Genomic DNA, 15,431 nt, shown 5'->3' on the forward strand with positions numbered 1-15,431 from the left:
GGCACCGCCCCCGACATGGCGGCGCTGGCCAAGGTGGTGGCCAGGCAGCGGGCCGAGCTCGACCGGCTCCAGGACCAGGCGGCGGCCGCGGCCGTGCTGGAGCGGGCCAAGGGGGCGCTGATGGCGCTGACCGGCTGCGCGGCGGAGGCCGCGTACGAGGAACTGCTGGCACGCTCCAAGACCGCGGACCGCACGCTCATGGAGGAGTGCTGGATCACCCTCGGCGCCCTGGAGTCCCGACCGGACCCTGCCGACGCCGAGCCGGCAGCCGAGGACCCCGCGCTCGCCCCCGCCCGGCCGGACCCCACAGAGACCGGGGCTGATGTTCCGAACCGGGACGGCGGCTCGGGGGTCCTCGCGGTTTTCGGCAGGGCTCTGGTCCGCGTCGGCACCTCACGGGATCTCGCCCGGTGTCTGCTGGAGCACCTCGCCGGGCCCGTGGGTGCCGCCGCGGTGGTGATCTACCGGAGGCTGCCCTCCGGAGGGCTGGAGCTGACCGGCCACGCCGGCGTCGACGACGCGTTCGCCGACCTGTGGCGGCACGTGCCGCCGGTCAGCGGCGTGGCCGCCCGGCACGCCCTGGAGACCCGCGAGGAACTGTGGCTGGAGGACCTCGCCGAGGACAGCAAGCGGTACGTGCCGATCGGGGGTCCGTCCGGCCCGTGGCGCACCCGCGCCTGGCTGCCCGTACTCCAGGGGGACACGGCGGACGCCGTCATCGGTGTGCTGCGCGACCGCGAGGGCCCCTTCCCCCCGGACGTCCGGGAGCTGCTGCGCGGGGTGACCCGGCTGTGCGCGAGCCGGCTGCGTGCCTTCGCCACCCGGCCGGTGCCCGCCGTGGCGGGTGCCGGGGACGGTGCCGAGGCTGTGGTCCGTGCCCTGTTCGACGCGCTGCCCGGCGCCACACTGCTGCTCACCCCGCTGCGGTCGCCGTCGGGCGAGGTCGAGGACTACCGCATCGACGCCGCGACGGCGCAGACCGTCGACGTGGTCGGCCATGGCGGACGCGAGCTGGTCGGCCGCCGGGTCCTGGAGTGCTGGCCGGCCGTCGCCCGGGAGCCGCTGTGGCACGGCTGGCTGGACGCGCTGAGCGGCGGGGAGCCCTTCGAGGGCGAGCCGTTCGCGCGGCAGGAGCTGGGGCCGGGCGGCCAGGAGCTGTCGACGTACTCGGTGCGGGCCGCCCGGCTGGGCGAGGGCCTCGTGGTCACCTGGCTGCGGCACGAGTCCTCCGACCGCCAGGAGCAGCGCCTCGCGGACATCCAGCGGCTGGGCCGCCTCGGCTGGGCCACCTGGAACCTGGTCACCCAGGAGGCGGTCTGGTCGTACCAGGTCTACGAGTTGTGCGGCCGCGACCCCGCGGACGGCCCGGTCCGCCTGGCGGAACTGCCGGGGCTCGCCCTGCCCGAGGACGAACCCGCACTCGCCCGGGTGGTACGCGAACTGCTCGGTGAGGGCAAGCCGTTCGACGTGCCGTTCCGGATCAGAACGGCGGCCGGGGTACGGCATCTGCGGGTCGTCGCCGAGGCCGTACCGGACGCCGAGGGCACCCCGGTCCAGGTGCACGGCTTCGTGCAGGACCTCACCGCGCAGCGCAGCGCCGAACTCGCCCTGGTGGAGAGCGAGCGGGCGATCCTGGCGCAGCACGGGATCCTGCAGGCCGAGCGGACGCTGGCGGGCCGGCTCCAGCACGCGCTGCTGCCGCTTCCCCGGCGGCCCGTGCGACTGGCCGGACTTCGGGTCGACGTGGCCTATCTGCCGGCGCAGTCGGGGATCCACGTCGGTGGTGACTGGTTCAGCGCGATCGAACTTCCGGGCGGCGACGCGCTGTTCGTGATCGGCGACGTCGCCGGGCACGGCATCGACGCGGTGGCCACCATGGCCCAGCTCCGTTTCACGGCCAAGGGCATGATCCTCACCGGTTCGGCGCTGACGGACGCGCTCCTCGGACTGAACACCCTGCTCCTGCACTCCCGCGACACGCGTCGCACGGCCACCATGGTGCTGGCCCGCTACAAGCCGGCCGAGCGCCGTCTGCTGTGGGCCCAGGCGGGCCACCCGCCGCCGCTGCTGCTGCGCCGGGGCGAGCCGCGTTTCCTGGACCGTCCGCACGGTGTTCTGCTCGGCGCGACCGGAACCCCGGTGTTCGAGGAGGCGGAGTGCCGGCTGGAGCCGGGCGACCGGCTGCTGCTGTACACCGACGGCCTGGTCGAGCGGCCCGGCGAGGGCATCCAGGAGGGCCTGGAGCGACTCGCCGCGGCGGCCGCGGCAGGGCGTGGCGACCCGGCCGGTGCGCTGGGGTCGCTGCTGGCCTCGATGCTGGAGAGCGAACGCCGCGACGACGTCTGCGTCCTTGACCTCCGGGTGCCCGCGCAACCGGCTTGAGGCCCCGCCCGCCGCGCGGTCGTCGTGTTCATCCGCCGTCGGCCGTCGTGCGGGACTCCAGGGCGCGGCGGGTGTCGTCGCCGTAGACGCCGGTCTCGTCGCCATTGATGCCGTACCAGAGCTGGAAGCGGGCGACGGCCTCCTTCAGTTCGCCGTCGTAGCGGCCGCTGGTGGAGCCGTCGCGGTAGACGTCCGGGATGCGCAGGAGGCGTTCTTGCAGTGCGGTGACGTCCGGGCCGCTGTCGCCCTCGCGCAGGGTGCCGGGGCCGTCCGGGTCGGTCGACGGGGCCGCGGTGGGGGCCGTGGCCCGGGCGGGCGGGTCCGCGGCGGTCACGGACGGCTGCGGCGGGGCCGCCGTTCCCGCGGCCTCGCCCCGGGCGGGCAGCAGGAGGGCGCAGCCGAAACCGAGCAGGGCGGCCGCTGCGACGGCGACCGCGACGGCGGCCCAGCGCAGTGAGCGCCCCGCCCCGGCCGGCTCCCGGAGCGGCACGTGGCGGGACGCGGGCCTCCCGGCCGGTGCGGCCGGGAGTTCCTCGGTCGCCGCGTCCTCGGCCGGTCCGCCGTCGGCGGTGTTCCGCTGGTACTCCCTGAACTCCCGCATGAGGTCGGCGAGGGCGTCGGTCCGTCTGGGCCGGATGACGCGTACCGGCTCCAGGGGCTCCCCGCCGTTCGGCTGTCCGTGTCCGGGCGGTGTCGACACACTGCACTCCTCACGCTCTGCGTACGGGCCCCGTCCCGAGGAGTGATACGCGGCCGCCGCCCGGCCGGTTCAGCGCCGCCCGCGGCGCGTCGGGCGGCGGCTCGTCCGCGGCTCATCCGGTGGCGGCGAGAAAGCGGTGCGGCTCATCCGGTGGCGGCGAGAAAGCGGTGCAGGGACGACTTCATCGCGGCGACGAAGGCCTCCCGGCGCGTGTCGTCGACGGCGTCCAGGGACAAGTAGGGGTTGAGGTCCTCCAGTTCGACCAGCAGCAGTTCGCCGCTCGGGGCACGACAGGCGTCGACCCGCTGGATGCCGTGGGCGAGGGTGTTCCATTCGACGAAGCCCTCGGCGAACTCCAGGTCCTCGCGGGAGGGTTCGTAGGGGCGCAGCTCCCAGCGCCGCTCCGGGTCCGGGGCGTACAGGGCGTACTGGAAGTCGTGGTCGACGAAGTAGAACGAGACCTCGTAGGCGAACTCGACGCGCGGCTGGACGAGGACGCTGCCGTCGGCGAGGCCGGGCAGTTCCCCGGCGGGGACGGTGAGCAGGCCTATGGAGTCGGCGCCCAGCTTGGGCTTGACCACGTAGCGGTCGGCCGCGGGGAGCCGGTGCAGGTCCTCGGGGCGGTCGACGGTGGGGATGACCGGGCGGCCGGCGGCGCTGAGATCGAGGAGGTACTGCTTGCCGGCCATGTCCGCGCGGCCGGTGAGCGGGTTGTAGACCCGTGTCTTGCGGTCCAGTGCCCGGGCCCGGAAGTCGTCGTAGGCCGCCTGGTACTCCAGGACGGGTCCGCTGTTGCGGACGACGACGGCGTCGAAGGCGTCCATCAGCGCGGCGGCGTCCCGGGGGTTGCACAGTGCCAGGTCGAAGTCCTCGCGCAGGCGGGAGGTGAGCCGGATGTCCTCGTCGCAGTAGCGGCGTCCACGGGCCGGGTACGCCAGGTCGGTGACGTAGAGCAGACGGGAGCGGACGGGCGGCATGGGCGTCTCCTGGAGCGAGGTGTCCGGTGGGACGGACGAGGAGCGGGCGAGGGTGAGGAAAGGTTACTGCGCGGACCGTCCGGTGCCCCCTGTTGCACTCGGTTCCCTCGTCAGGCTGCACCGAGTGCCATCGGTGCCCGTACGGGTGCTACGTTCCCGTCCATGAGCTCCAGCACTGCCGCGTCCCGCCGCGGTGAGAAGGCGCGGCCGGCGGCCGGGCGGCGGCCCATGCGGGAGGCCCTCGTGGCGGCGGCGTTCCGGCTGTTCCTGGAGCGCGGCTACGAACAGACCACCGTCGACGACATCGTGGCGCTCGCCGGGGTCGGACGGCGGTCCTTCTTCCGCTACTTCCCCTCCAAGGAGGACGTGGTCTTCCCCGACCACGAGCGGTATCTGGCCGACATGAGGGCCTTCCTCGCCGCCGGCGGCGAGGAGGACGAGCCCGTGCGACGGGTCTGCGACGCGGCCCGGCTGGTCCTGCGGATGTACGCGGAGAACCCGGCGTTCTCCGTCCAGCGCTACCGGATCACCAAGCGTGTACCGGGGCTGCGGGCCTACGAGTTGTCGGTGGTGTGGCGCTACGAGCGCGCGCTGGCCGGATATCTGCGGGCCCGGTTCGCGGGGCGGCGCGACGGGACCCTGCGGGCGGACGTGATCGCGGCGGCCGTGGTGGCGGCGCACAACAACGCCCTGCGCTCGTGGCTGCGTTCGGACGGCCTCGGCGACGCGGGCGCCGCGGTGGACCACGCGCTGAACCACGTACAGACCGCCTTCCGCGACCCGGCCGCCCCGCGCGCGGAACGGGCGTCCGGGTCGGCCCGGGACGACGTGGTCGTCGTGGTCGCACGGCGCGGAGCACCCCTGTGGCAGGTGGTGCGGGAGGTCGAGACGGCGCTCGCGGAGCGGCGTCCGCCCGGGAGTTGAGGGCAATCGAGGGTACGCAGTGCATTTACGAGTGACACCCAGTGCCATACTCTGTGGCCGTGCACGGTGGCGCGACCCACCACGCACGTGCGTGCCCGGGTGCGCCGCGCACGCGGGATTCCGGCCCAGCGCAGGGAGTTGACCAGCGTGTACTACCTCTCAGGAAACACCGTTCCCCGGGCGGCCGGCACCACGACCGGCCTTCTCGCGCCCACGGCCCGCGACACGCAGGCCCTGTACTTCCAGCGCTGCACGTGGTGCGGCACGGCCGTGTACCACCGGCTGCTGTGCCCGGTGTGCCGGGGCAGCGACCTGCGCACCGAGCGCAGCGCGGGGACGGGCACGGTCCGCCACTCCACGGTGGTGAACCGCAACTCCCCGGCCGCGCGCAATGTTTCGCTGGTCGAGATGAGCGAGGGCTTCGTCGTACGGGGCCGGGTCATGGGACCGCCCATCGGCGTCCACGGCGGGGACCGGGTGCGGCTGTCCACGGCGAAGGACCCGGTGCGCGGCGAGCCGGTGTTCCAGCTGGTCGACGAGCCCTACGGCGCCTGGAACTGACGGACGGCACCCGGGGGTGACCGGCGGTCAGCCGCCCGGGACCTCCGAGTGATCCCGCTCCCGCGCACCGTCGGCGGCGGGGACCGGCCGGTCGTGTCCCCCGCCTCCGAGCGCCACGGCGGCGAGCGTCAGCACGGCGCATCCGGCGTAGACACAGCCGGGCCAGGCGAGCAGCGCCGGATAGGCGCCGGGGTGGACCTCGTGGTCCTCGGCGCCGATCAGGGCGGGCACCACGCGGGCGACGGTGACCACGGCCCACAACCCGAGCGTGACCCGGCTGAGCGGGCGGGCGCGAAGGGATCCGTGGGCCAGCCAGATCATGGCGGGCAGGCACCAGATCCAGTGGTGGCTCCACGAGACGGGGCTCACCAGCAGCCCGTACAGCTGCACGGCGACCAGCACGCCGAGCAGGTCGTGCCGCCGCAGGCCCGCGCGCAGGGCACGGACCAGCGCCACGGTGACCAGGGCGAGCACGGCCCAGAGGACCATGGTGGCGGTGGCGTCCTGACCGAGCAGTCGGGCGACGGCCCCGCGCAGTGACTGGTTGCGCACCGACCAGACCGGGCCGATCCTGCCGGTGTCCGTGACGAGCGTGGACCAGTAGCGGGCGGACTCGCGCGGGGCGATGCCCCAGGCGAGCGCGGTCGCCAGGGCCGCGGTCGCGACCGCCCAGGCGGCGGCCCGCCACTGCCGGGTCGCCAGCAGGTACAGACCGCCGACGGCCGGGGTCAGCTTCACCGCCGCCGCCAGGCCCACCCCCGCTCCCCGGCCCGGCGCGGCGCGCGGCACGGCAAGACCCCACAGGACCACGGCACCCAGCAGCAGGTTGACCTGGCCCTGGTCAAGGGTGTGGCGCACGGGTTCCAGCCACAGCCCCGCGGCTGCCCAGAGCAGCGCCTGCCGCCGGCCCCGGATACCCGGGCGCGGGCCCAGCAGCCGCACCGCGCACACGGCGACGACGACCAGGGCCGCCACGGACAGCGTCTGCCAGAGCGCGACCAGTACCGCCCAGGGAAGCCTCGACAGCGGCAGGAACACCAGCGCGGCGAAGGGCGGGTAGGTGAACGGCAACCACGGGATGGGCGGGGTGGTGTGCAGCGCGTAGTCGTACAGCCCGCCGGAGAGCACGTGCGGCGCGGCCTCGCGGTAGACGCGCAGGTCCAGCGGATGCGTCGGGTGGGTGACGACGGCGGCGACGTGCACCGCCACGGAGAGGGCCAGGCACCAGCCGGCACGGCCGGTGAGCCACTGGCCGATCCCCCGGCCCCTGGCCCGGACCGCCCGGCCCCTGCCCCCCTGGCTCCTGGCCCAGAACCCCTTCACCGCACCAGCCCCGTCGTCTCGCAGCGCCTCGCACACCTGAGCCATTCGTCCGGTTCGACCCCGCATGACCCGAACGGCAGACATTAGTGCAGCGGGTACCGCGTACGGCGGATGCCACGCGGCCGGAGGGTGACGCGGATCCGGTGGTCCCCCCGGTCGCGGTTCCGTTGACCCCTCGCGTGGCCGGCGGCCCCTGGGCCGGGGGTGAGGGTGGGAGACTCGGGCTGTGTTCCGGGACGACGAGGACGAGGACGGGGGCGGGCGGATGGCGCGGGACGGGGTACGGGAGGTCGCCTGTGACGAGTCGGGGTCGGACGGCGAGAACCTCATCGACGGCAACACCGACGTCTTCGCGCACGCCAGTGTGCTGCTCCCGGTCGAGTCGGCCGCCGGGTGCGTGCAGGAGATACGGCACCGGATCCGCTCGCCCGCGGAGGAGTACAAGGCCAACCACCTGCTGCGGGAGAAGCACCGGGCGGTGCTGGAGTGGGTGCTCTCCCCCGCCGGGCCGATGTACGGGCACGCCCGCGTCGACCTCACCGAGAAGGCGTACTTCGTGGTGGACCGGGCCCTGGACCTGCTGCTCGGGGACGCGGCCGGGGCGGACGCCCTGTACAGGGCGGGGCGCGAGGCCCTCGGCGAGGATGGCTGGCGGCGGTTCCTGCGGGCCGCCAACCGGCTGCTGCGGGCCAGGAGCGACACGGATCCCGCGGACCCGGTGGACGCCTTCTTCACCGACGTCCGGGAGCTGCGGCGTGCGGCGGCGCGGGAGCCTTCCGAACCGGCCGCGACGGTTCTGGAACGGCTGGCGGGCAGCCGTGAGCGCGCCGAGGCCTACCGGGCCCGGGTCGCCGCGGGCCCGCCCCTGATCCCCGTGCTCAACCCGATGCTGCCCGCGATCGTGCGGACGGCCGCGCTGTGGAGCGCGCCGGGCATCGCCGTGCGGCTCGTGCACGACCGGCAGAACATGCTCACCCCCGACCGTGTCGACTGGCTCCTGCGGACGGCCCGGCAGCAGGAGGTGGCGCTGGACGGCGTGGAACTCGTCCACTCACGGAGCGATCCTCGGGTGCAGCTCGCCGACTTCCTCGCCGGCGTGGCGCGCAAGCTCGCCTCCGACGAGCTGAACGGGTACGGCGATCCCGTGCTCACCGCGCTGCTGCGCCCCTACGTCGGTGCGGCCTCCGTCTGGGGGGACGCCCCGAGCTGGGCCCGCCTCGATCCGTTCCCGGACGGCCCCGGCCCCGAGCCGCGGGCCGGCTCGGGGGCGCGGCTGCCCTGTTGAGCGGGCCCGCCCGCAAAAGATCACCCGGGCGCTGAACACGGCCGCGCCGCACCACGTATGGAGAAGGGGCGCTCAACGACCGTAGCGCTCCGCGGTGTTGAGGCCGCGCGTTCGGGTTCGGGAGCCATGCATGGGGCACGCACGACGACGGGTCGTTCGGCGGGTGACACGGCTGACGGCCGTCGCGGGACTCCTCCTGGGAGGAGCGATGGTCGCGCAGGCGGCGATGGCGAGCGAGCCTCCCCCCGGGGCGCGCGGCACCGCGGGGGCGGAAGACACGCCCAACACGCCCGGCATCTCCGGCGCCGCCCTGGTGGCCCGGCTGGGCGCCTCCCGCACGGCGGGCAGCTGGATCGGCTCCGACGGGCGTCCGGTGGTCGCCGTGACCGACGAACGGGCGGCCGCGGAGGTGCGGCGGGCGGGCGCCGAGGCGAAGATCGTGCGGCACAGCATGAACGAGCTGCAGGCGGCCACCGCGACGCTGCGCGCGGCGCCCCGGGTGACCGGCACGGCCTGGGTGATGGACTACCGCGCCAACCAGGTGACGGTCGAGGGCGACAGCACGGTCTCCGCCGCCGACTGGGCCCGGATGACCGAGGTCACGAGCAGGATCGGCGGCTTTGTGCGCATGGAGCGCACCAAGGGCACCTTCACCACCCGTCTCAACGGGGCGCAGCCCATCCTGTCGCCCGGCGGGCGCTGCTCGGCGGGTTTCAACGTGACCGACGGGCGGAGCGACTACATCCTCACCGCGGGCCACTGCGGGCCCAACGGTTCCATCTGGTTCGCCGACGGCCAGGGCGATCAGCAGCTCGGCAGGACGGTCGCCGGTTCCTTCCCCGGCGGCGACTTCTCGCTGGTGCGGTACGACTCCGGCAGCGCGGGACAGGGCGCCGACGTGGTGGCGATCGGCGGCGGCAACGGCGTACGGATCACGGGTGCGGGCGATCCGGCCGTGGGGCAGCGGGTGTTCCGCAGCGGCAGCACGAGCGGGCTGCGCGACGGCGAGGTGACCGGCCTGGGCGCGACCGTCAACTACCCGGAGGGCACCGTCACCGGCCTCATCCGGACCTCGGTGTGCGCGGAGCCGGGCGACAGCGGCGGTCCGCTGTTCTCCGAGGGCATCGCCCTGGGGGTGACCTCGGGCGGCAGCGGCGACTGCACGACGGGCGGCACGACGTTCTTCCAGCCGGTCACCAAGGCGCTCTCCGCCCTCGATGTGCGGCTGATCGTGTCCGGGGCGCGGCTGGGCACCGGGCCGAGCGCGCAGCCGTCCGCCGCGGCGACCCACAGCGCCATCGCGCCGGGCGCGGCCTCCCCCGGCTCCTCGGCACCGGTGACCGGCGTCCCGGACGGGACCGCGCTGCTCTCCCGGCTGTCGGACCCGCAGAACGTCGGGCCCGGCCTTCTGGTCATGGGCGGCAGCCTGATCGTCCTGGTGGCCACCCGCTGGATCCGTGCGGAACGGGACCGGAAGGCCTACCAGAGGTACTACTCGGCGACGTGGAGCTGATGAAGGGCGTGGACGGCGGGTGGCCGCGGCCGGACCGGAGGTGGAGGTCGGAGGACGGAGGTCAGGGCCGGCTCAGGCCGCCCTCGCGGAGTGCGGGGCGGCCGCGGCCCACTCCATCACCAGGCGCTGGTACTCCTCGCGCTGCTCGGTGGTCAGTATCCCGCCCGACCTGAGCCACAGCGCCCGGATCTCCTCGTTGACCTCCGCGGCCGATCGCTCGGATACGGGTTCAACACTGGTGGACATGCCGTGAAGCATATGCCGCCCGACGTGAAGGTGCCGTGAATAAGTACGAGCGATACGGACATACCGGACCGTGTTGCTCATCACGTCAATTCCGCAGGTCAGGTACCCGGCTTGCGGCCGTAGACGAAGACGTCGTCGCCCTTCTTCAGCAGCGACCAGTACTTCTTGGCGTCCTTCGTCGTCATGTTCACGCAGCCGTGCGAGCCGGGCGGGTTCCACACGCTCAGGGCGACGGAGTGGAAGGCCTGGCCGCCGTCGAAGAACTGGCTGTAGGGCATCGGCACGTTGTAGAGGGTCGAGTAGTGGTCGATGTGCCGCCAGTAGATCTTCTTCAGACCCGTGCGGGTCGCGTACCCCTTGCGTCCCGTGCGCACCGGGACCGGCCCGTAGACGAGCCGGCTGCCGTCCTGGATCCAGCTGAGCTGGAGGGTGAGGTCGACGCAGGCGATGCGGCCCTTGTTGACCGGGCACTTGCCGCTCTTGTCGGGCTTCTTGCCCACGGCCTTCTGCTTGTTCATCAGGTCCATCACGCCCCAGGTGACGGGTCCCGCGTAGCCGATGTTCGGCGTGATGCCGTGCTTGTTCTGGAAGGCCCGTATGGCCTTGCAGTCGGCGGCCGACTGCTGTCCGTCCACCGGCCGCCCGAGGAACTTCTCCACCTTCTTCTGGTACGGCCCCGCCTGCGTCGTGCAACTCGCCGCCTGCGCCGGTGCGGTACCGAGCGCGAGTGTGAGTGGCGCCACCAGTCCCGTGACACCCAGTACGACCGCTCCCCGCCTGCCGATGTCCCTCATGACGGCCCTGCCCCTCGTGCGTTCCGGCACTTCCCGACACCTAGACCCGCGGTGGGGCACATCGGTTGCGGAGCTTCGCGCACCGAGACGAAACGGTGACAACTGGCCGTCAGTTCAGGCCGGGGCAGGGCGCGTTCAGGTGTCGGCCTCCTCCCGTTCCTCCTGAACGGCGGCGCGGAAAGCGGTGTTGACCGCGGTGAGGCCGCCGTCGACGGTCAGGGTGGTGCCGGTGATCCAGGCCGCGTCGCGGGAGGCGAGGAAGGCCACTGCGGCGGCGATGTCCTCCGGTTCCCCGACCCGGCCCAGCGGGTACAGGTCGCGGACCCGGTCGAGTTCGGCCTCCCGTCCCTCCCAGGCCGAGGTGCGGACCGTGCCCGGCACCACCAGGTTGACGCGGACCCCGCGGGCGGCGGCGTGTCCGGCGAGGGTGCGGGTGAGCGAGGCCAGGCCCGCCTTGGCCGCGCTGTAGCCGTGGTTGCCGAAGTCCTGGACGCCGTTGACCGAGCCGATGCTGACGATCGCTCCCCTGCCGGCCGCCGCCAGGTGGGGCAGGGCGGCGCGGCAGCAGCGGTAGGCGCCGGTCAGGGTGACGTCGAGGTCGCGGGCCCACACCGCTTCCGGGTCGTCCTCGAACAGCGGGGTGTCGGGCGTGCAGTGCGCCGCGCAGTTGACCAGGACGTCGAGGGATCCGAAGGTGCGGACGGCCAGTTCCACCGCCGCCGGGACGGCGTCCCGGTCCGCGACGTCCAACTCATGTGCCCGCGCGGTGAGTCCGCGTTCGCGCAGTGCCGCCGCCGTCCGCTCCGCCACGTCCCCGTCCACGTCGGTGACCAGGACCCCGGCTCCTTCCTCCGCCAGCCTGCACGCGGTGGCCGCGCCGATGCCCCGGCCCGCGCCGGTGATGAGAACCCCGTACCCGCCGAATCGCCCGCTGTCCGTCATGCGCCGAACCTACTGCCCTCGACCGCCTTGCGGGCCGTCGGGGCGCGCCCGGGAAAGGCGCGTTCGGCGCCACCCGGTCAGCGGTAGCCGGTCGGATCGGCCGGCCGGCCCGCGTCCTGGACCTCGACAAGGTAGCGCCAGGCGTCGGGGCGGCTGCCGTCGAGGTCGGTGAAGCCGTAGACCCGGGCGAGGCCGCCGCTGGACAGGGACCGGCCGTTCCAGCGGGCCACCTCCGGGTCCGCGGCCAGGGCGGCCACGGCGCGGCCCGCGAAGCGCGGGGTCTCGGAGATGGCGAAGTGCGGGACCTTCTCCAGGGCGTCGCGCCAGTTGTCCTCCCGGACCCCGAAGTGGTCGAGCATCAGCTCCGAGCGCAGCCAGCCGGGGGTGAGGGCCACCGCGGTGGCGCCGCGCGGGCCGAGTTCGTGGCCGAGCGCGAAGGCCATGCGCAGGACGGAAGCCTTGGCGAGGTCGTAGAAGAAGTTCACGCGGTAGGTGTCCCGGTTGTACTCGGCCGTGCCGTCGGTCATCTCCACGACCAGACCGCCGGGGTGACGGAGCATCAGCGGCAGGGCGTGGTGGCTGGTGATCGCGTGCGTCTCCACCGCGAGCCGGAGCAGCCGCAGTCCCTTGTCGAGATCGTGCTCCCACACCGGGGTGTCCCAGGCGAAGAGGTGCTCCGCGCCCCAGATGTCGTTGACGAGGACGTCGAGCTGGCCCTGCTCACGAGCGATACGGTCCACGAGGGCGCGGACCTGGTCGGACTCCAGGTGGTCGGCCGGTACGGCGATGCCGTGACCGCCGGCCCCGGTGACCAGGTCGGCGGTGTCCTCGATGGTCTCGGGGCGGTCGTACTCCGAGCGGCGGGCGCGGGTGGTGCGTCCGGTGACGTAGACGGTGGCGCCGGCCGCGCCGAGTTCGACCGCGATTCCCCGGCCCGCTCCCCGCGTCGCCCCCGCGACCAGCGCGACCTTGCCTTCCAGTGGTCCCGGCATGTCCGACCTCCCGATGTGTTCCGCTTCGATGCCGTGGTCGAGGGTGCCGGGGAAACCGGACATCTTCTGTCGCCTTTCGGGCGCGCGTTTCCCGCGCTGTCCGGGAAGCGGGAGGGCCGGGGACGCGGAACGGGCCGTGCGAGCGTCTCTCGGTCTCGTACGGCCCGTTCTCAGGGGTCGGGGGCTCCCGGTCCGGTCCTGCCCTCGTCAGTGCCCGCGGGCGATCCACTCCTGGAGGTGAGGGGCCTCGGCGCCGATGGTGGTCGGGTCGCCGTGGCCGGTGAGGACCTTCGTCTCGGGCGGCAGCGCCAGCAGGCGGTCGCGGATCGAGTCGATGATCGTCGGGAAATGCGAGTAGGAACGCCCGGTGGCGCCGGGACCGCCCTGGAAGAGCGTGTCGCCGCTGAAGACCACGCCGAGTCCCGGGTCGTACAGGCAGATCGCGCCCGGTGCGTGGCCGGGCGTGTGCAGGACCTTCAGGTCGGCGCCGGCCGCCTCGATGACCTGGCCGTCGACAAGGTGCTCGTCGGGGTCCCGGTTCGGGTGGGTCATCTTCCACAGCGGCAGGTCGTCGGCATGCAGCCAGATCGTCGCGCCGGTGAGGTCGGCGAGCGCCGGGGCCACGTTGACGTGGTCGTTGTGGGCGTGGGTGCACACGATGGCGGTCAGCCGGCGGTCGCCGACCGCCGCGGCGATGGCCTCGGCGTCGTGGGCGGCGTCGATGACGACGGCCTCATGGTCGTCGCCGACGATCCACACGTTGTTGTCGACGTCCCAGGTTCCGCCGTCGAGCGTGAACTGCCCGGAGGTGACGACGCGTTCGATACGGGCGGCCATCAGAGCACCACCACCGAGCGCAGCACGTCGCCCCGGTGCATCCGCTCGAACGCCTTCTCCACCTCGTCCAGTTGGATGGTCTCGGTGACGAACTTGTCCAGCGGCAGGCGTCCTTGCAGGTGCAGGTCGATGAGCATGGGGAAGTCCCGGGAGGGCAGGCAGTCGCCGTACCAGCTCGACTTCAGCGCGCCGCCGCGTCCGAAGACGTCGAGCAGCGGCAGTTCCAGCTTCATCTCGGGGGTCGGCACGCCGACCAGGACGACCGTGCCGGCCAGGTCGCGGGCGTAGAACGCCTGCTGGTACGTCTCGGGGCGGCCGACGGCCTCGATGACGACGTCGGCGCCGAAGCCGCCGGTCAGCTCGCGGATGGCCTCGACCGGGTCGTTGTCCTTGGAGTTGACCGTGTGCGTGGCGCCCATGGTGCGGGCGGTCTCGAGCTTGCGGTCGTCGATGTCGACGGCGATGACCTTCGCCGCGCCCGCCAGGTACGCCCCGGCGATCGCCGCGTCGCCGACGCCGCCGCAGCCGATGACGGCGACCGAGTCGCCGCGGCCGACGCCGCCGGTGTTGATCGCCGCGCCGATGCCGGCCATCACGCCGCAGCCCAGCAGTCCGGCCACCGCCGGGGAGACCGACGGGTCGACCTTGGTGCACTGACCGGCCGCCACCAGGGTCTTCTCGGCGAACGCGCCGATCCCGAGCGCCGGGGAGAGTTCGGTGCCGTCGGTCAGGGTCATGCGCTGGCGCGCGTTGTGGGTGTCGAAGCAGTACCAGGGCCGTCCGCGCAGACAGGCGCGGCACTTGCCGCAGACGGCCCGCCAGTTGAGGATGACGAAGTCGCCGGGCGCGACATCGGTGACGTCGTCGCCGACCGACTCCACGACACCCGCGGCCTCGTGGCCGAGGAGGAACGGGAACTCGTCGCTGATTCCGCCCTGCTTGTAGTGCAGGTCGGTGTGGCAGACGCCGCAGGCCTGGATCCGTACGACGGCCTCTCCCGGCCCCGGGTCCGGCACGACGATCGTCTCGACCCGCACCGGTTCGTTCTTGCCGGGTGCGATCACGCCGCGCACTTCCTGCGCCATGGTGGTGGTCCCTTCCGTCGAGCGGTGTACGTCCCTCGACCCTACGTCCGACTGATCGGTAAGGGGCACCGAGGGGGGCCTCTGATCTGCGGGGACTGGTGAGCGAAGCGCTCGGGCCGGCCCGCGGGGTGGTGGATCAGTGCTGGATGGCGCGTGCGAGGCGGCGGCGACGCGTCAAGTGCGCATCATGCCCGGAGGAACGCCGTCCGGGCCCGCCCGGACACGGGACCGCGGCCGCGCTCACCCGTCAGGCGCAGCGCCCGGACCGCGTTTGCCGTGCCCGCCGGGGCGGAGGAGCCTCGAACTGTGAGGCCCGTCGCGGCCCGCTCCTCCCCGGGGCCGCGGGCCCTCGTAGGAGGTCATCATGTCCAGTTCGGCAACCCCCGTCTTCGACACCGGTACGCTCCGGCGCGGCATTGAAGGAGACACTGCGGACACGCTGCTGTCGCTCTACTCGGACGACGCGGAGATCCGCATCGTGGACCGCAACACCCAGCCCAGCAGCCCCAAGGTCCTGCACGGCAGGGACGAGATCGGCACGATGCTCGAGAACGTCTACGGCCGCGACATGACGCACCGGCTGGAGCAGTGCGTCGTGCAGGGCGACCATGCCGCGTACGTGGAGTCCTGCCAGTACGCGGACGGCGTCCGTGTCCTCGCGGAGTCCATGGTGTCGCTGCGCGACGGCAGGATCGTCGAACAGATCCTCATCCAGGCATGGGACGAATAGGCAGGAGGGCCGCGCGGTTCCAGGTCAGCTCGCGGCTGACCTGGTCCTTCTCCGCCCGCGCCGGCCTGGGCCGGTCCCGCTCCGCCCGGTCCCGTCTGGCGTCCGCCGCGCTGGTCCGGTCACTGCTGCGGGCGGCACGG

Annotated in this window: 15 protein-coding genes; 6 read left to right on the forward strand and 9 right to left on the reverse strand. The window is 73.4% G+C overall.

Features of this window, described 5'->3' with window-relative positions:
* The first annotated feature begins 15 nt into the window (after positions 1 to 15).
* Positions 16 to 2,382: a SpoIIE family protein phosphatase gene (locus ACIOWN_RS04230; RefSeq protein WP_401980636.1), complete on the forward strand. Its 2,367-nt coding sequence runs from the start codon at positions 16 to 18 to the stop codon at positions 2,380 to 2,382.
* Between the two features lie 28 nt (positions 2,383 to 2,410).
* Here ACIOWN_RS04230 and ACIOWN_RS04235 read toward each other — a convergent pair whose 3' ends face one another.
* Positions 2,411 to 3,082, reverse strand: a complete 672-nt coding sequence (locus ACIOWN_RS04235) for a peptidoglycan-binding protein (RefSeq protein ID WP_401980287.1) — start codon at positions 3,080 to 3,082, stop codon at positions 2,411 to 2,413.
* 143 nt (positions 3,083 to 3,225) lie between these two features.
* A complete protein-coding gene (locus tag ACIOWN_RS04240) occupies positions 3,226 to 4,059 on the reverse strand; it encodes a hypothetical protein (protein ID WP_401980290.1) in 834 nt (277 codons plus the stop codon).
* 162 nt (positions 4,060 to 4,221) lie between these two features.
* Here ACIOWN_RS04240 and ACIOWN_RS04245 point away from each other — a divergent pair, with 162 nt between their 5' ends.
* Positions 4,222 to 4,983 (forward strand): TetR family transcriptional regulator, encoded by a 762-nt coding sequence (locus tag ACIOWN_RS04245; protein WP_401980292.1) that lies wholly within the window; start codon positions 4,222 to 4,224, stop codon positions 4,981 to 4,983.
* A gap of 147 nt (positions 4,984 to 5,130) precedes the next feature.
* Positions 5,131 to 5,544, forward strand: a complete 414-nt coding sequence (locus tag ACIOWN_RS04250; RefSeq protein ID WP_362348584.1) for a zinc ribbon domain-containing protein — start codon at positions 5,131 to 5,133, stop codon at positions 5,542 to 5,544.
* Between the two features lie 27 nt (positions 5,545 to 5,571).
* On the opposite strand, the gene ACIOWN_RS04255 is transcribed toward ACIOWN_RS04250, so the two are convergent.
* Positions 5,572 to 6,867, reverse strand: a complete 1,296-nt coding sequence (locus tag ACIOWN_RS04255; RefSeq protein ID WP_362348582.1) for a glycosyltransferase 87 family protein — start codon at positions 6,865 to 6,867, stop codon at positions 5,572 to 5,574.
* Between the two features lie 265 nt (positions 6,868 to 7,132).
* Here ACIOWN_RS04255 and ACIOWN_RS04260 point away from each other — a divergent pair, with 265 nt between their 5' ends.
* Positions 7,133 to 8,152 carry a DUF3800 domain-containing protein gene (locus ACIOWN_RS04260; RefSeq protein ID WP_362348683.1) on the forward strand — a complete coding sequence of 340 codons (1,020 nt, stop codon included), beginning with the start codon at positions 7,133 to 7,135 and terminating at the stop codon, positions 8,150 to 8,152.
* 130 nt (positions 8,153 to 8,282) lie between these two features.
* A complete protein-coding gene (locus ACIOWN_RS04265) occupies positions 8,283 to 9,665 on the forward strand; it encodes a S1 family peptidase (protein WP_362348581.1) in 1,383 nt (460 codons plus the stop codon).
* A gap of 72 nt (positions 9,666 to 9,737) precedes the next feature.
* Here ACIOWN_RS04265 and ACIOWN_RS04270 read toward each other — a convergent pair whose 3' ends face one another.
* The 6 genes from ACIOWN_RS04270 to ACIOWN_RS04295 form a co-directional block, all read right to left on the reverse strand.
* The gene (locus ACIOWN_RS04270; protein WP_100571417.1) at positions 9,738 to 9,923 is read right to left on the reverse strand and encodes a hypothetical protein; all 186 of its coding nucleotides are present in this window, start codon (positions 9,921 to 9,923) and stop codon (positions 9,738 to 9,740) included.
* Positions 9,924 to 10,009: 86 nt separating this feature from the next.
* Positions 10,010 to 10,705: a L,D-transpeptidase family protein gene (locus ACIOWN_RS04275; RefSeq protein WP_401980297.1), complete on the reverse strand. Its 696-nt coding sequence runs from the start codon at positions 10,703 to 10,705 to the stop codon at positions 10,010 to 10,012.
* Between the two features lie 135 nt (positions 10,706 to 10,840).
* Entirely contained in the window at positions 10,841 to 11,647 is an 807-nt protein-coding gene (locus ACIOWN_RS04280; RefSeq protein WP_401980300.1) for an SDR family NAD(P)-dependent oxidoreductase, read from the reverse strand.
* A 77-nt stretch (positions 11,648 to 11,724) separates the two neighbouring features.
* Complete coding sequence (locus ACIOWN_RS04285; RefSeq protein ID WP_401980302.1) at positions 11,725 to 12,639, reverse strand: SDR family oxidoreductase; 915 nt, start codon at positions 12,637 to 12,639, stop codon at positions 11,725 to 11,727.
* A 207-nt stretch (positions 12,640 to 12,846) separates the two neighbouring features.
* Positions 12,847 to 13,476 carry an MBL fold metallo-hydrolase gene (locus ACIOWN_RS04290; protein ID WP_362348575.1) on the reverse strand — a complete coding sequence of 210 codons (630 nt, stop codon included), beginning with the start codon at positions 13,474 to 13,476 and terminating at the stop codon, positions 12,847 to 12,849.
* Positions 13,476 to 14,561: an S-(hydroxymethyl)mycothiol dehydrogenase gene (locus tag ACIOWN_RS04295; RefSeq protein WP_401980305.1), complete on the reverse strand. Its 1,086-nt coding sequence runs from the start codon at positions 14,559 to 14,561 to the stop codon at positions 13,476 to 13,478. Before ACIOWN_RS04295 ends, ACIOWN_RS04290 begins: the two co-directional genes overlap by 1 nt.
* Before the next feature lie 364 nt (positions 14,562 to 14,925).
* Between ACIOWN_RS04295 and ACIOWN_RS04300 the strand changes: the two genes are divergently transcribed.
* Complete coding sequence (locus ACIOWN_RS04300; protein ID WP_362348571.1) at positions 14,926 to 15,291, forward strand: nuclear transport factor 2 family protein; 366 nt, start codon at positions 14,926 to 14,928, stop codon at positions 15,289 to 15,291.
* Positions 15,292 to 15,431 lie beyond the last annotated feature (140 nt).

Origin of the sequence: Streptomyces sp. NPDC087787 (assembly GCF_044743035.1) — a bacterium.
Classification (GTDB): domain Bacteria; phylum Actinomycetota; class Actinomycetes; order Streptomycetales; family Streptomycetaceae; genus Streptomyces.

What these genes read in the sequence shown, in the direction of transcription:
- ACIOWN_RS04230 (WP_401980636.1), top strand. Translation starts at nt 16, where the DNA reads ATGGCGGCGCTGGCCAAGGTGGTGGCCAGGCAGCGGGCCGAGCTCGAC.
- ACIOWN_RS04240 (WP_401980290.1), bottom strand. Translation starts at nt 4,059, where the DNA reads ATGCCGCCCGTCCGCTCCCGTCTGCTCTACGTCACCGACCTGGCGTAC.
- ACIOWN_RS04245 (WP_401980292.1), top strand. Translation starts at nt 4,222, where the DNA reads ATGAGCTCCAGCACTGCCGCGTCCCGCCGCGGTGAGAAGGCGCGGCCG.
- ACIOWN_RS04260 (WP_362348683.1), top strand. Translation starts at nt 7,133, where the DNA reads ATGGCGCGGGACGGGGTACGGGAGGTCGCCTGTGACGAGTCGGGGTCG.
- ACIOWN_RS04265 (WP_362348581.1), top strand. Translation starts at nt 8,283, where the DNA reads ATGGGGCACGCACGACGACGGGTCGTTCGGCGGGTGACACGGCTGACG.
- ACIOWN_RS04270 (WP_100571417.1), bottom strand. Translation starts at nt 9,923, where the DNA reads ATGCTTCACGGCATGTCCACCAGTGTTGAACCCGTATCCGAGCGATCG.
- ACIOWN_RS04275 (WP_401980297.1), bottom strand. Translation starts at nt 10,705, where the DNA reads ATGAGGGACATCGGCAGGCGGGGAGCGGTCGTACTGGGTGTCACGGGA.
- ACIOWN_RS04280 (WP_401980300.1), bottom strand. Translation starts at nt 11,647, where the DNA reads ATGACGGACAGCGGGCGATTCGGCGGGTACGGGGTTCTCATCACCGGC.
- ACIOWN_RS04285 (WP_401980302.1), bottom strand. Translation starts at nt 12,639, where the DNA reads ATGCCGGGACCACTGGAAGGCAAGGTCGCGCTGGTCGCGGGGGCGACG.
- ACIOWN_RS04290 (WP_362348575.1), bottom strand. Translation starts at nt 13,476, where the DNA reads ATGGCCGCCCGTATCGAACGCGTCGTCACCTCCGGGCAGTTCACGCTC.
- ACIOWN_RS04295 (WP_401980305.1), bottom strand. Translation starts at nt 14,561, where the DNA reads ATGGCGCAGGAAGTGCGCGGCGTGATCGCACCCGGCAAGAACGAACCG.
- ACIOWN_RS04300 (WP_362348571.1), top strand. Translation starts at nt 14,926, where the DNA reads ATGTCCAGTTCGGCAACCCCCGTCTTCGACACCGGTACGCTCCGGCGC.